Raw genomic sequence first — 14,062 nt, forward strand, 5'->3', positions numbered from 1 at the left:
TCAGGCCTTCTTGTTATAGGCGCTGCACCAGCCCTTGCCCGCGACCTGCTTGCCGCCGAACATCGGGCACGGCGCAAACGCGTCCGTGGCCTTGCCCTGATAGAACGAGCAGTTGCCGCAGTCCTCGCCGGCGGCGTACTTCGCGAACTTCGCCTTGTCGACTTTGGCCGCGTCGAGCTTGTAGCCGAGCGCGACGGCGGTGGGATCGGATTCGGCAACCTTGGGCGCGTCGGCGAAAGCCTCGCGCGAAAGCGCGAGCGTCGAGACGACGCCGATGCTCGTGATCAGAAAGCTGCGGCGGGACGATTTCATGTGACTCACTCCGGTATTGTGGCGATTCGTTCGCTGGGGTTTCGCGCGGCGTCCAGCGCCGCGCGTTTGTTCTCCGAGCCGCTCTGGCGGCGGCGTCGCGAAGAAGCTTAACAACGAAGCGCGTCGGCGCGACGCTGCAATGCCGGAGATAAGTGAGCCGCAACGTACGGCGAATCAGTCGATGGAAGCCATCTCGCACACGCGTTGGGCGATCGCGAGCGACGCCGTGAGTCCCGGCGACTCGATGCCGAACAGGTTCACGAGCCCGCGCACGCCATGCGAGGCCGCGCCCTGGATCATGAAGTCGGCGGCGGGCTCGCCGGGGCCGGAGAGCTTGGGGCGAATGCCTGCATAGGCGGGCTGCAGCGCGCCGTCGGGCAGCGCGGGCCAGTAGCTGCGGATCTGCGCATAGAAGGAATCGGCGCGGCGGGGATCGACGTCGTAGTCGATCGCGTCGATCCATTCGACGTCGGGGCCGAAGCGCGCCTGGCCGCCCAGGTCGAGCGTGAGATGCACGCCGAGGCCGGCCTCGTTCGGCATCGGATAGATGAGGCGCGTGAACGGCACGCGTCCCGAAACGCTGAAGTAGTTGCCGCGCGCGAGATAGAACGGCGGGATGTGGCGCGCGTCGAGCCCGCGGATGCGCCTCGCGAGCTTCGTGGCGTACAGGCCCGCGCTGTTGACGACGCACGCCGCCCGAATGCCGACCGGCGCATCGCCGGCCGTTTTCACGGTGAAGCCGCTGCCGAGCGCATCGATCGACTCGACGGGCGATTTGAACGCGATCACGGCGCCGTCGCGCTCGGCGTCGCCGAGGAGCGCGAGCATGAGCTGATGGCTGTCGACGATGCCCGTCTGCGGCGAGTAGACCGCCGCGACGCATTCGAGCGCCGGTTCGAGCGCGATCGCCTCGCTGCCGCTGATGCGCACGAGGTCGAACACGCCGTTGTCCTTGCCGCGCGCGAGGATCGCCTCGAGCTGCGGAATCTGGTTCCCCGCGGTGGCGACGAGCAGCTTGCCGCAGCGCGCATGCGCGACGTGGCGCGAGGCGCAGTACTCGTAGAGCATCTCGCGTCCGCGCACGCACAGCGTGGCCTTGAGCGAGCCGCGCGGGTAGTAGAGCCCGGCGTGAATGACTTCGCTGTTGCGCGAACTGGTGCTGGTGCCGATGGCGTCGGCGGCTTCGAGCACGATCACCTCGCGCCCGCGTGCGGCAAGCGCCCGCGCCACGGCGAGACCGACCACGCCGGCGCCGATCACCACGCATTCGATCTGGTCCATGTCCCTGCGTCCGCCTTCGCGGCGCCGGCAAGCGAGCCGGCCGCGCCGCGCGTCACTCCGCCATGCGGCTGGCGGCGCGACGCGCGCACCGCCTTACGAGAAAAATTGTACGCCGCGCGACGACGCGCTCGCGCCAGACTCTCGCGTCAAACGAGCGGAAGGGAACAAAGAGAGGGATCGAGCGAAGGTCGCGCAAGGACGGCGACCCGGTTGACGGTGGCGCGAGGCGTCGCGGGCGCCGCCGTTCGCGCCACCGCATGGAAGAAGCCCTTCGCGACCCGCACGCGTGGCGCGGCGTAGCCGTCCATCGCATATCGCTGCGGATAGGCGGGCGAATTCGGGTCCCGACTCAGCTCGCCGCCCGCGCGGGCGCGGGCCCGTTCCGCCTTCACTTCGGCGCCCGTCTTCGGGCCGTGGTTCGCGGCGGCCATCGCCATCGGACGCGCCTGGACGGGCGGCGTTTGCGGGATCGGCGTCGCCGCATGGTCGCCCGCCAGTGCCGGCACGGCCACCAGAGCGGCGACGGCGGCAAGCATTGCAGGACATACCGGATCGGCCGCGTTCGCGCATATCGGATATGTGCGAGTGTGCGAGCCCGCGTAAGCACGGCCGATCGAAAAGCCGCCCCGATAAGCAAGAAGGCTGCGTTGCAGTCCGGACAACAATTGGCGACCCATTACCGCAGCGAAGGAATGTTCGTTGCGCTTCAATGACCAATGCCTCAGTGCGTCGTGGTTGAAGCATTGCGCTGGCGTCCCTATATTCGGTGAACCGCTGCGGTCCGGCGTTTGCGAACCCGGTATAGGATCGAAGGTCAGAACGTACCCGCCCTGCCGTTGCGCTCGCTTCGCGCGGTGCCCGTGCACGGAGTCTCCCCCTATGACGTTGTGGAAACATTGCCTTGCCGTCGTCACGCTGTTCGCCGTCCTGGCGGGACTGAGCGCGAGCGCGCTGGCGCAAGGCGTCGCGCAGCCGGCTTACGTGCCCGCCGCCGGGCCCGACGCGTCGCCGGCCGCGCAGCCCCCGCTGACGCCGCCTCCGCAGCCGCCCGCAGCACCTGCCATGGCGCCGCCACCGCCGCCCACAACCGCTCCCGCCGAAGTTCCCGTCACCCAGGCGGTCGTGCAATGGACGCTGGACGTGATGCGCGACGGCCAGCAGATCGACTCGTTCGACGGCACGACCCCGGTGGGCCAGGCCCGCACCGACACGCACAACAAGGTCGTTTCGCACAACGTGGGTTGCAAGGATCAACCTGCGGGCAGCATCGACCTCTCCCGCACGATTACCGTTTCGCCGCTGCAGGTGAGGGCGAATCTCATCATCCTCGCGATCGACGCGCAGGAAACGCTCGAAAACGACGTCGCGCCCAGCACGCCCGAAGGCTGCAAGCTCCCGCCGCAGCCGCGCCAGGTGAACGCGAGCCATCCGGGGTTGATCGTGCCGCAGGGCGAATGGGTGACCTGGCCGATCATCGACCAGAATCCGTCGCTCGCGTACCGGGTGCGCGCCACGCTCGCGCCGCCGTCCGCGCAGTGACGCCCACGCGATCCAATCCGTTAGAAAAACGCATGCGAAATCCCGAACAACCGCTCATCGACACCTCGCCGGGCAAAGACTTCGTCGCCGTAAGCTGGAATCTGCACAAGGGCCGCTCGCCGCTCGGCTTCGAAGCCTGGCAGGCGATGCGGCGCTGGGTCCAGTCCACCCACGCCGACGCCTGGTTTCTCCAGGAGGCGATGGCGCGCCGTCTGCCGCAACCGGTGCTCGCCTCGACCTTCGGCGCACAGTTGGGCGATCCGCTCGAAGACGTCTGGCACTGCCAGGCCACCGAAATCGCCGACGCACTCGAATTGCAGATCGCGCTCGGCACGAACGTGTTCAAGCCCTCGTGGCGGCACGGCAATGCGATCCTATCGCCGCATCCGCTCGATCTCGGCGGACGCTGGGACATCTCCGCGCACCGCTTCGAGCGGCGCGGGCTGCTCGTCGCGCGCGCGAACGTGGCCGGGCAGTCGGTCACGCTGCTGTGCGCGCATCTCGCGCTCACGCGCAGCGCGCGGCTGCGGCAGATGCACTGGATCGCGCACTGGATCGTGAAGGAGGCGCCGCAAGGCCCGCTCGTGCTGGCGGGCGATTTCAACGACTGGCGCAACGATTCGGTGCCGCTCTTCGCGGAACACGGCCTGCAGGAGGTCGCGACGTTGCTCGGCGAGCCCGCGCGCACGTTCCCGGCGTTCTCGCCGGCGCTCGCGCTCGACAAGATGTTCGTGCGCGGCCTTCAGCCGGTCGAGCTGATCCAGCCCGCGCAGGAAACGGCGTGGCTTTCCGATCACCTGCCCTACATGGCGCGCCTGCGGCTCGAATGATGCGCTAAGCCTGGGGGCGTCACGCCGGGGCGCGCGACATTCCCCCGATCTCCACGCAAAGGCACGCATAGACGCGCTACCATGTCGCGTCGCGCGCCGTGTCTGGCGCCAGGTCTCTTCCGATGCATTATTTCGCCACGTTGCTGCAGATCGCTGTCGTCTATCTGTTCGCGCTCATCAGCCCCGGCCCGAACTTCTTCATGGTGACGCAACTTTCGCTCGCCGGCCGGCGCGGCCTGGGCGTCGCCTCGGCGGCGGGCGTGGGCGTCGGCTCCACGCTCTGGGCCGCCCTCGCCATGCTCGGCTTCGCCGCCGTGCTGCAGCAGGTCGGCTGGCTCTACAACGGCGTGCGCGTGGCGGGCGCGCTCTATCTCGTGTGGTTCGGCGTCAAGCTGCTGCGCTCGGGCGTGCGGCGCGAGCTGGCCGCCGCGGCGCGGGCTGTCAGCGCGCCGCCGCCGCCGGCCGACCGGCGCGCCTGGCTGCGCACGTGGCGCGCGGGGCTCATCACCTGCCTCACGAACCCGAAATCGTGCGTGTTCTGGACCAGCGTGTTTGCGGCGGTGTTTCCGGCCCATCCGCCGATGTGGTTCTACGGCATCGCGCTCGGCACGGTCGCGGCAATGTCGTTCGGCTGGCATTGCAGCCTCGCCTTCCTGTTCGCCGACGACCGAACACAGCGCGGCTACCGGCGCCTGCGCCGTCCGATCGACGCATTTTGCGGCGCCGCGCTGATCGGGCTCGGCGTGAAGCTCGCGGCCGACCGCTGAGCGCGCCGCGGCGCTCCGCCGCACTAGCGAAAATGGCGCGATCTCGCTTGCATCTGCGGCCAAAAGCGAGGGCCGAAACTGCCCCGCCAGCAGGGTCAATGCTGCGGGCTGTCAGACCTTCCGGTATTATTTAGCCGAAATTTCGCACGCGCGCGTCGTACCTGGCGCGCCTTGCATGCGGCACGAGAACCCGCTCTCGCGGGTCCCGGCAAAGCTTGGTGCGGCCCGCGAGGCCGGACGAGGCAAGAAGCGCCGCCACCCTGGCCCATCGCCAGCCGTTCCCGCCATGCCCGCGTGCGGGTGCCAGCAAACCGCCGCAGCGGGTCACCCTCCCTTGCAGCGCCGATGGTCCAAGCGGGTCCGCCAGGTCCTCGCGGTCCGGGCGCGGTAAAATGGCGGATTGCGCCTCGTTCGCAACGGGGCGGCTGGCAAAACCGTGGACTTGCCTGCCTGGCGTCGAGCCAGGCAGCCGGGCCCCAAGCATTTCGTCAAGCTACGCTGTACTGGACAGCAGGCCGGCAGGACCGCTGCAATCTGGCGGCGCTTGTTTCGCACTTCAGGAACCATGAGCAAATTCACCGAAGAAACCGTTCTGAGCGTCCATCACTGGACCGACACGCTTTTCAGCTTCACCTGCACGCGCGACCAGGCCCTGCGTTTCGACAACGGCCAGTTCACGATGGTCGGCCTCGAAGTGGAAGGCAAGCCGCTGATGCGCGCGTACTCGCTCGCGAGCGCGAACTACGAGGAGCACCTCGAGTTTCTGAGCATCAAGGTGCCGGACGGCCCGCTCACGTCGCGCCTGCAGCACCTGAAGGTCGGCGACAAGGTTCTGATCGGCAAGAAGCCCGTGGGCACGCTGGTGGCAGACAACCTGCTGCCAGGCAAGGTCCTGTGGCTGCTTTCCACCGGCACGGGCCTCGCGCCCTTCATGTCGATCATCAAGGACCCGGACATTTACGACCGCTTCGACAAGATCGTGCTCACGCACACCTGCCGTTTCATCGACGAACTCGCGTACAAGGACTTCATCACCAAGGAACTGCGCGATCATGAGTACCTCGGCGAAATCGTGCGCGAGAAGCTGGTGTACTACCCGACCGTCACGCGCGAAGTGTTCGACAACCGCGGCCGCATCACCGAACTGATCGACACGAAGAAGCTGTTCGAAGACCTCGACCTGCCGCCGTTCTCGCCGGAGCGGGACCGCATCATGCTCTGCGGCAGCACGCACATGCTGCGCGACACCGTCGAGCTACTCGAAAAGGCCGGCCTCAAGGAAGGCAGCAACAACGAGCCGGGCCACTACGTGGTGGAAAAGGCGTTCGTCGGTTAAGCGCGAGCCCCTCGGCCGCCCGAATCGCAGAACCGGAGCCTCGCGCTCCGGTTTTTTTTCGTCTGTACGTCTTGGCCCGCGCCCTTTATTTAGTCGCTCATGCGGTTACAGTTGTCACACAACAGCGGTAACTTTCCTGTCGGTGTTTTTCCTACATGACAACGGCCTGCGACTTAATGCTACACCTTAGATTCTTTCGCTAACCCTTGTCCAATCTGAAGTTTTTCTTTTTTTTAAGATATTATCGCAGTGCAACATATGGGACATCCGACCGCATCGGGGCCAAGGCCCGATTGTTACCGGATGTAAATTTCGTTACGCTGCGCCGTGCTGTCAGCGACCACGCCGGGAGGGTCCGACGTCGGCGGAGACTGTCAGCGGAAACCGGTTTCTGAACGGGAGAATGATGGACACGTCGAGACACGCCGCGCCGAACGCGTGCACGCCAGGCGGCGATGCATCGCGCGCCGCCCATGCCGCCGACGGACTCGCCTTCCTTGCCCGCTTTGCCGCCAACGAAGCGGCCACGCTGACCGAGCTCGAAGACCTCGTGCTGATGCAGCGGCAAATTGCCGCGCCAGCGCGCGGCGCCGCGCGGCGCACGCGCCGTTCCCGCGCCAGCGACGCCAACACCCACGCCAATCAGGCGATCCACGCCGACGAGGCCGCGCGTCGCCGTCTGGCGCGCGAGTTGCATGACAGCGTCGGCGCGGAACTCGCCGCCACGCGCTTCGCGCTCGCCAACGTCCATACCTGGCTGCCCGCAAGCGCCCCGCCGCAATGCGCCGAGGCGCTTGCGCTCGTCGCCCGTTCACTCGACGCCGCGACCGGCGCGATGCGCCACGTGCTCGACGGCCTGCACGCGCCGCAACTCGACGCGGGCCTCGCGCCCGCGCTCGCAGCCTGGATGCGCGGCTTCGCGGCGCGCAGCGGGCTCGCCGCACAATTTGCAAGCGCCAGCGACGACGCGCGACTCGCGCGTCTGCCCGCCAACGCCGCGCTCGCCGTGTTCCGCGTCGCTCAGGAGGCGCTCGTCAACGTGGCGCGCCATGCGCAGGCCACGCGTGCCGAGGTGCGGCTCGAAAGCACAGCGCGCCATCTCACGCTCACCGTTGCCGACGACGGCATCGGTCTCGCACGCCGCGGCCCGGCGCATCGTCGCGGCGGGGCCGGTCACTACGGCCTCGCCGGCATGCGCGAACGCTGCGCCGCCTTCGGCGGCTCGCTGCGCGCCGCCAGCGGCGGCATCGCGCATGCGCATGACGATGCGACCCAGCGCGGCACGACGGTACGCGCCCGCTTCGCCTGGGACGCGCTGCTCGCCGCGTCCGCCCATCCCGCCTCGCCCGTCATCCTGCCAGAAGGCGCCCGCTCATGACCCATCGCATCCTGCTCGTCGACGACCATGCAGTCGTGCGCCAGGGCGTCCGCCAGTTGCTGATCGATCGCGGCATCGCCAGCGAAGTCATCGAGGCGCAGACCGGCGCCGAGGCGCTCGCCGCCATCGCGAAGCATGCCTGCGACGTGGTCCTGCTCGACATCTCGCTGCCGGACATGAACGGCGTCGAGGTGCTCAAGCGCGCGAAGAAAAAGGCGCCGCGCGTGCCGGTGCTGATGTTCTCGATGTATCGCGAGGATCAATACGCGGTGCGCGCGCTGAAGGCCGGCGCGGCCGGCTATCTCTCGAAGACGGTGGACGCCGCGCAGATGATCGCCGCGATCCAGCAGGTCGCCGCGGGCCGCAAGTACGTGAGCCCGGCGATGGCGGAGGCGCTTGCGGACTACGTGCTGGTGGACGGCGAGCAACTGCCGCACGAAAAGCTCTCCGACCGCGAATACCAGACGCTGTGCATGCTCGCCTCGGGCAAGCGCCTGACCGACATCGCGCACGCCCTCTCGCTCTCGGTGAAGACCGTCAGCGTCTACCGCACGCGGCTGCTCGAAAAGATGAAGCTCACCAACAACGCCGAGCTGACCTTCTACGTGATGAGCAACCGGCTCGTCGATCTCTCGCCCACCGTCAGCGCCTGATTGTTGCAGGCCCCTGCGACATCAAGGCGGCCTTCTCGCCATACTCGGTCGATCCGGAAATGGCTTCCGCCGTTTGCGCGGGTCCCGGCAAGGATCGCGCGCGCACGCGCCGGTTGGCGGCGTAATCATCCGCGCGAGGCCAGCATTTCCGCCCCGGCTCAAGCCGGCTCGGACGCGACATCCGCTAAAATTTAGGGTTTTCCCCAGACATCCGGCACGCGAAGCCGATGAAGGCAGGCGAGTCGCGCCGGCTTCACGTCCTCGCGCGTTTTCGTTTTACGTGGAGTTCCCCCGCCAAATGTCCCTCTTTCGCAAGAAGAATATCGAGCACATGCTGCAGGCCAGCGCCCAGGGCGCCGGTCTGAAAAAGGCGCTCGGCGCGCTAGACCTCACCTTTCTCGGCATCGGCGCGATCATCGGCACCGGCATCTTCGTGCTGACCGGCACGGGCGCCGTGCAGGCCGGCCCGGCGCTCATGGTCTCGTTCCTCATCGCCGCCGTGGCCTGCTGCTTCGCCGCGCTCGCCTACGCCGAATTCGCCTCGACCATTCCCGTGGCCGGCTCGATCTACACCTACTCGTACGCAACGCTCGGCGAACTGGCCGCGTGGGTGATCGGCTGGGACCTGATGCTCGAGTACGGGCTCGCCACCTCGGCGGTCTCGGTCGGCTGGTCGGGCTATCTGCAGTCGCTGCTCTCGGGCTTCGGTCTCACGCTGCCGGCGGCGCTCACCGCCGCGCCGGGCGCCGTGCCCGGCGTGCACACGCTCTTCAACCTGCCCGCCTTCCTCGTGATGATGGCCATCACCGCGCTGCTTTCCGTGGGCGTGCGCGAATCCACGCGCATCAACAACGTCATGGTGGCGATCAAGGTGACCGTGGTGCTGCTCGTGATCGCCGTCGGCGCGTTCCACGTCACGCCCGCGAACTGGCATCCGTTCATGCCCAACGGCTGGAACGGCGTGTTCGGCGCCGCGGCCGTGATGTTCTTTGCGTTCATCGGCTTCGATTCGGTCTCTTCGGCCGCCGAAGAGGTCAAGAATCCCAGGCGCGACCTGCCGATCGGCATCATCGCCTCGCTCGCCGTGTGCGCGGTGCTCTACGTCGCCGTGGCGGCGGTCGTGACCGGCATCGTCCCCTCGGCGCAGTTCGCTCATGTCGGCCACCCGGTTTCGTTCGCATTGCAGGTGGCGGGCCAGAAGTGGGCCGCGGGCTTCATCGATCTGGGCGCCGTGCTCGGCATGCTCACCGTGATCCTCGTGATGAGCTACGGCCAGACCCGCATCATCTATGCGATGTCGCGCGACGGCCTCCTGCCCGCGAAGCTTTCGAAGGTGCATCCGCGCTTCGCCACGCCGTTCTTCACAACCTGGCTCGTGGGCATCTTCTTCGGCCTGATCGGCGCGCTCGTGCCGCTCAACGTGCTCGCGGAACTCATCAACATCGGCACGCTCGCGGCGTTCTCGATGGTGTCGATCGCCGTGCTCGTCCTGCGCAAGACGCATCCGCATCTGCCGCGCGCGTTCCGCTGCCCCGGCGTGCCCGTGGTGCCGATTCTCGCCGTGGGCTCGTGCCTGTTCCTGATGATCAACCTGCAGGCGCTCACGTGGGCCGCGTTCCTGATCTGGACCGCGTTTGGCCTTCTCGTCTACTTCGGCTATTCGCGCCATCGCTCGCGCCTCGCGCACGCGCCGCACGCGCATCACGACTAGCGAGCACGCATCGTGGCGACGTCCGCGTTCGCCGACGCTTGAACGCCAATTATCGCTGCGCTGCAACGCAACGGCCCGCTCCGGTCTTCGGCGCGGGCCGTTTTTCATGGCGTGCCGCATCGCTCGCGGCGGGTAAAACCCCGCGCAGCGCAATCCGGCAAATTGTGCTTTACTGTCCGGGCGTCACCCCAGGCTTCACTGAACAGCAAGGCACCAGCCGGACCCAGATTCCGCTCCACCCGCTTCGCCCGAACCGCCGCCGCGTTTTTGCGCGGCAGCGTGCGTTGCGCGCGCAATGAGGCGCAATGCGTTAGACGGGCGAGTTTTCTGCGGGCGGTTATGGCGGTGGATTCAGTGTAAAAAAGCGGGCCCAGGCAGGTCTCTATATCCCGTCACGTTGTATGGGACCGGAGTCAAAGCGCAGCGCCACTTCTGGCGACGCCCTTCGGGCGCGGGACCGGATCGGGCGCCAAAGCGCCGGCTCCGGTCGACACTGGAGACAGTCAATGGCGATCAGTATCCGCCTCACGGTCAACGGCGCGCCCGTGACCGCCGAGGTCGAACCTCACACGCTCCTCGTCCAGTTCCTGCGCGAACAGCTACGTCTCACCGGCACGCACGTCGGCTGCGACACGGCGCAATGCGGGGCCTGCACCGTCCACCTGAACGGCCGCGCGATCAAGTCGTGCAATCAGCTCGCCGTGCAATGCGACGGCATGGAGGTGACGACGATCGAAGGTCTCGCGAAGAACGGCGCGCTGCACCCCATGCAAGCCGCGTTCCGCGAATGCCATGGCCTGCAATGCGGGTTCTGCACGCCGGGCATGGTGATGTGCGCGTCCGCGCTCGCCGCCGCCAGGCCCGACCTCACCGAAGCGGACGTGCGCGAAGGCCTGGACGGCAACTTCTGCCGCTGTACGGGCTATCACAACATCGTGAAGGCCGTGGTCGCGGGCGCGCGCGAAATGCGCGCGGGCGCGAGCGCCGCCGCCACGGCCGCCTGATTCGGGAGGCCGCCATGAACGCACCCGAACCCAGCCGCATGATCGGCGCGAGCGTCAAGCGCAAGGAAGACTTCCGCTTCCTCACCGGCGCCGGCCAGTACACCGACGACGTCGTCCTGCCCGCGCAAACCTACGCCGTGTTCGTGCGCTCGCCGCACGCGCACGCGCGCATCCGGAGCATCGACACGAATGCCGCGAAGGCCGCGCCCGGCGTCGTGGCCGTATTCACCGGCGCGGACCTCGCCGCGGAGAACGTGGGCGGCCTGCCGTGCGGCTGGCTGATCCACAGCGTCGACGGCACGCCCATGCACGAGCCGCCGCATCCCGTGATCGCGCCCGAGAAGGCGCGCCACGTGGGCGACCAGGTCGCACTCGTGATCGCCGACTCGATCAAGGCGGCAAAGGACGCCGCGGAACTGGTCGAAGTCGATTACGAAGAACTGCCCGCCGCCGTCGACACGGCGCACGCCGCCGACGCGGGCCAGCCGCTCGTGCACGAAAGCGTGCCGGACAACACCTGCTATACGTGGGGCCACGGCGACAAGGCCGCGACCGACGCCGCGTTCGCCAAGGCCGCGCACGTGACGACGCTCGACATCGTCAACAACCGGCTCGTGCCGAACGCCATCGAGCCGCGCGCCGTGAACGCGAGCTACTCGCCGCACGACGACAGCTACACCGTGTACGTGGCGAACCAGAACCCGCACGTCGAACGGCTGCTCATGGCGGCGTTCGTACTCGCGCTGCCCGAAACGAAGCTGCGCATCGTCGCCCCCGACGTGGGCGGGGGCTTCGGCTCGAAAATCTTTCTGTACGCCGAAGACGTCGCGCTCACGTGGGCGGCGAAGAAAATCCGCCGCCCCGTGAAGTGGACCGCCGAGCGTTCGGAATCCTTTGTTTCCGACGCGCACGGCCGCGACCATGTGACGAAAGCCGAGCTTGCGCTCGACGCGGACGGCAAGTTCCTCGCCATGCGCGTGCACACCACGGCGAACATGGGCGCGTATCTCTCGACGTTCGCCTCCAGCGTGCCGACCATCCTCTACGCAACGCTGCTTGCGGGCCAGTACACCACGCCGGCGATCTACGCCGAGGTGAAGGCCGTGTTCACGAACACGGTGCCCGTCGACGCCTATCGCGGCGCGGGCCGCCCCGAAGCGACCTATGTGGTCGAGCGTCTGGTGGAAACCGCCGCGCGCGAGATGAACCTCGACCCGGCCGAAATTCGCCGCCGCAACTTCATCACGCGCTTCCCGTATGCGACGCCCGTGGGTCTCACCTACGACACCGGCGACTACGAAGCCTGCCTCTCCCGCGCGCTCGAACTCTCGGACGCGAAAGGCTTCGCCGCGCGCCGCGACGCGTCGAAGGCACAAGGAAAGCTGCGCGGCCTCGGCTACTCGTGCTACATCGAAGCGTGCGGCCTCGCGCCGTCGAACATCGCGGGCGCGCTCGGCGCGCGCGCGGGCCTCTTCGAGGCGGGCGAGATCCGCGTCAACCCGACCGGCTCCGTCACCGTGTTCACGGGCTCGCACAGCCACGGCCAGGGCCACGAGACGACCTTCGCGCAAGTCGTGTCCGATAGATTAGGCGTGCCGATCGAACAGATCGAAATCGTGCATGGCGATACCGCGCGCATTCCGTTCGGCATGGGCACCTACGGCTCGCGCTCGATCGCCGTGGGCGGCTCGGCCATCATGAAGGCGCTCGACAAGATCGAGGCGAAGGCGAAGAAGATCGCCGCGCACATGCTCGAAGCGGGCGCGGAAGACATCGAGTTCGCCAATGGCGTGTTCCGCGTGGCGGGCACCGACCGCACGAAGACCTTCGCCGAAATCTCGCTCGCCGCCTACGTGCCGCACAACTATCCGCTGGAAACGCTCGAACCCGGCCTCGACGAAAGCGCGTTCTACGATCCGACCAACTTCACCTATCCGTCGGGCGCGTACCTCTGCGAGGTCGAAGTCGATCCCGACACGGGCGAGACGCGCATCGAACGCTTTACCGCCGTCGACGATTTCGGCAACGTCATCAACCCGATGATCGTCGAAGGGCAGGTGCACGGGGGGCTCGGCCAGGGCATCGGCCAGGCCATGCTCGAACGGTGCGTGTACGACAACGAGAGCGGCCAGTTGCTCTCGGGCTCGTATATGGACTACGCGATGCCGCATGCGTCGGATGTGCCCTCGTTCACGGTGGAAACCGCGAAAGGCACGCCGTGCACGCACAATCCGCTTGGCGTGAAGGGCTGCGGCGAGGCCGGCGCGATCGGCTCGCCGCCCGCCGTCATCAACGCGATTCTGGACGCGCTCGCGCCGCTAGGCGTGAAGGACCTGCAGATGCCTGCAACACCGCATCGCGTGTGGCAAGCGATCCAGGCCGCGCAGACCCCTTCACAACCTTGAGCGGAGGCGCTCCATGTACGCATTCGACTATCAGCGCGCCAGCGACGCGCAAGGCGCCGTGAAGACCCTCGCGGCCGACGCCGACGCCAGGTTCCTGGCCGGCGGCCAAAGCCTGCTCGCGGCGATGAAGCTGCGCCTCGCGCAGCCCTCCACGCTCGTGGACGTCACGCGCATTCCCGAGCTGAAAACCGTGCAGGTGGACGGCAAGGCGGTGAAGATCGGCGCGGCCGTGTGCCATGCCGACGTCGCCGAAAATGCGCAGATCCGCAACACGTTGCCGGCGCTCGCGGACCTGGCGGGCAGGATCGGCGACCGCCAGGTCCGCGCGCTCGGCACGCTCGGCGGCTCTCTCGCCAACGACGATCCCGCCGCCGACTATCCGGCGGCGGTGCTCGCGCTGAACGCGACCGTGGTGACGGACCGGCGGCGCATCGCGGCCGACGACTTCTTCCGCGGCATGTACGAAACGGCGCTTGAGCCCGACGAGCTGATCGTGGCCGTCGAGTTCCAGGCGCCCGAGCGCGCGGCCTACGAGAAGTTTCGCAATCCGGCCTCGCACTTCGCGCTCACCGGCGTGTTCGTCGCGAAGCATGCGGGCGACGTGCGGGTGGCGGTCACGGGTGCCGCGCCTTCCGTGTTCCGCGCGCGCGCGCTGGAAGACGCGCTGAAGGCGAACTTCACGCCCGAAGCCGCGCGCGCGGTGACGATCCCCGCCGACGACCTCAACACCGACCTGCATGCGAGCGCGGCATATCGCGCGCACCTCATTCCGGTGCTCGCGGCGCGTGCGGTGGCGAAGGCCAGCGGTTGAATCCGTCCCGAAGGCGAACGCTCCCGCATCGGCGA

12 protein-coding genes and 1 pseudogene are annotated in these 14,062 nt (G+C 67.7%); 10 read left to right on the forward strand and 3 right to left on the reverse strand.

Features of this window, described 5'->3' with window-relative positions:
* From BLU17_RS02415 to BLU17_RS02425, 3 genes and pseudogenes are all read right to left on the reverse strand, one after another.
* Positions 1-312, reverse strand: coding sequence for a high-potential iron-sulfur protein (locus BLU17_RS02415; protein WP_091993887.1), 312 nt, complete (start codon positions 310-312; stop codon positions 1-3).
* Between the two features lie 174 nt (positions 313-486).
* Positions 487-1,611 (reverse strand): annotated as a pseudogene (locus BLU17_RS02420) (NAD(P)/FAD-dependent oxidoreductase); the annotation flags it as partial.
* A gap of 128 nt (positions 1,612-1,739) precedes the next feature.
* The gene (locus BLU17_RS02425; protein WP_143189159.1) at positions 1,740-2,129 is read right to left on the reverse strand and encodes a hypothetical protein; all 390 of its coding nucleotides are present in this window, start codon (positions 2,127-2,129) and stop codon (positions 1,740-1,742) included.
* A 526-nt stretch (positions 2,130-2,655) separates the two neighbouring features.
* Between BLU17_RS02425 and BLU17_RS02430 the strand changes: the two genes are divergently transcribed.
* The 10 genes from BLU17_RS02430 (at position 2,656) to BLU17_RS02475 (ending at position 14,027) form a co-directional block, all read left to right on the forward strand.
* On the forward strand, positions 2,656-3,132 hold the full coding sequence (locus BLU17_RS02430) for a hypothetical protein (RefSeq protein ID WP_425434056.1): 477 nt from the start codon (positions 2,656-2,658) through the stop codon (positions 3,130-3,132).
* 32 nt (positions 3,133-3,164) lie between these two features.
* Positions 3,165-3,962 (forward strand): endonuclease/exonuclease/phosphatase family protein, encoded by a 798-nt coding sequence (locus BLU17_RS02435; RefSeq protein WP_091993896.1) that lies wholly within the window; start codon positions 3,165-3,167, stop codon positions 3,960-3,962.
* A gap of 122 nt (positions 3,963-4,084) precedes the next feature.
* Positions 4,085-4,729, forward strand: coding sequence for a LysE family translocator (locus BLU17_RS02440; protein WP_091993899.1), 645 nt, complete (start codon positions 4,085-4,087; stop codon positions 4,727-4,729).
* A 565-nt stretch (positions 4,730-5,294) separates the two neighbouring features.
* Positions 5,295-6,065 carry a ferredoxin--NADP reductase gene (locus BLU17_RS02445; RefSeq protein WP_091993902.1) on the forward strand — a complete coding sequence of 257 codons (771 nt, stop codon included), beginning with the start codon at positions 5,295-5,297 and terminating at the stop codon, positions 6,063-6,065.
* Positions 6,066-6,471: 406 nt separating this feature from the next.
* Positions 6,472-7,443 (forward strand): sensor histidine kinase, encoded by a 972-nt coding sequence (locus BLU17_RS02450; protein ID WP_245746688.1) that lies wholly within the window; start codon positions 6,472-6,474, stop codon positions 7,441-7,443.
* A complete protein-coding gene (gene rqpR / locus BLU17_RS02455) occupies positions 7,440-8,096 on the forward strand; it encodes a response regulator transcription factor RqpR (protein WP_091993904.1) in 657 nt (218 codons plus the stop codon). Before BLU17_RS02450 ends, rqpR begins: the two co-directional genes overlap by 4 nt.
* A 298-nt stretch (positions 8,097-8,394) precedes the next feature.
* The gene (bcaP, locus tag BLU17_RS02460; RefSeq protein WP_091993907.1) at positions 8,395-9,807 is read left to right on the forward strand and encodes a branched-chain amino acid transporter BcaP; all 1,413 of its coding nucleotides are present in this window, start codon (positions 8,395-8,397) and stop codon (positions 9,805-9,807) included.
* A gap of 506 nt (positions 9,808-10,313) precedes the next feature.
* On the forward strand, positions 10,314-10,811 hold the full coding sequence (locus tag BLU17_RS02465) for a (2Fe-2S)-binding protein (RefSeq protein ID WP_091993910.1): 498 nt from the start codon (positions 10,314-10,316) through the stop codon (positions 10,809-10,811).
* A gap of 14 nt (positions 10,812-10,825) precedes the next feature.
* Positions 10,826-13,216, forward strand: coding sequence for a xanthine dehydrogenase family protein molybdopterin-binding subunit (locus tag BLU17_RS02470; protein ID WP_091993913.1), 2,391 nt, complete (start codon positions 10,826-10,828; stop codon positions 13,214-13,216).
* A gap of 13 nt (positions 13,217-13,229) precedes the next feature.
* The gene (locus BLU17_RS02475; RefSeq protein ID WP_091993916.1) at positions 13,230-14,027 is read left to right on the forward strand and encodes an FAD binding domain-containing protein; all 798 of its coding nucleotides are present in this window, start codon (positions 13,230-13,232) and stop codon (positions 14,025-14,027) included.
* Positions 14,028-14,062: the final 35 nt, after the last annotated feature.

Origin of the sequence: Paraburkholderia lycopersici, from assembly GCF_900096975.1 — a bacterium.
Taxonomy (GTDB): domain Bacteria; phylum Pseudomonadota; class Gammaproteobacteria; order Burkholderiales; family Burkholderiaceae; genus Paraburkholderia; species Paraburkholderia lycopersici.

Coding starts and splice junctions, on each gene's coding strand:
- BLU17_RS02435 (WP_091993896.1), top strand. CDS start 3,165: ATGCGAAATCCCGAACAACCGCTCATCGACACCTCGCCGGGCAAAGAC.
- BLU17_RS02415 (WP_091993887.1), bottom strand. CDS start 312: ATGAAATCGTCCCGCCGCAGCTTTCTGATCACGAGCATCGGCGTCGTC.
- BLU17_RS02450 (WP_245746688.1), top strand. CDS start 6,472: ATGGACACGTCGAGACACGCCGCGCCGAACGCGTGCACGCCAGGCGGC.
- BLU17_RS02470 (WP_091993913.1), top strand. CDS start 10,826: ATGAACGCACCCGAACCCAGCCGCATGATCGGCGCGAGCGTCAAGCGC.
- BLU17_RS02465 (WP_091993910.1), top strand. CDS start 10,314: ATGGCGATCAGTATCCGCCTCACGGTCAACGGCGCGCCCGTGACCGCC.
- BLU17_RS02440 (WP_091993899.1), top strand. CDS start 4,085: ATGCATTATTTCGCCACGTTGCTGCAGATCGCTGTCGTCTATCTGTTC.
- BLU17_RS02445 (WP_091993902.1), top strand. CDS start 5,295: ATGAGCAAATTCACCGAAGAAACCGTTCTGAGCGTCCATCACTGGACC.
- BLU17_RS02475 (WP_091993916.1), top strand. CDS start 13,230: ATGTACGCATTCGACTATCAGCGCGCCAGCGACGCGCAAGGCGCCGTG.
- rqpR (WP_091993904.1), top strand. CDS start 7,440: ATGACCCATCGCATCCTGCTCGTCGACGACCATGCAGTCGTGCGCCAG.
- BLU17_RS02425 (WP_143189159.1), bottom strand. CDS start 2,129: ATGCTTGCCGCCGTCGCCGCTCTGGTGGCCGTGCCGGCACTGGCGGGC.
- bcaP (WP_091993907.1), top strand. CDS start 8,395: ATGTCCCTCTTTCGCAAGAAGAATATCGAGCACATGCTGCAGGCCAGC.
- BLU17_RS02430 (WP_425434056.1), top strand. CDS start 2,656: ATGGCGCCGCCACCGCCGCCCACAACCGCTCCCGCCGAAGTTCCCGTC.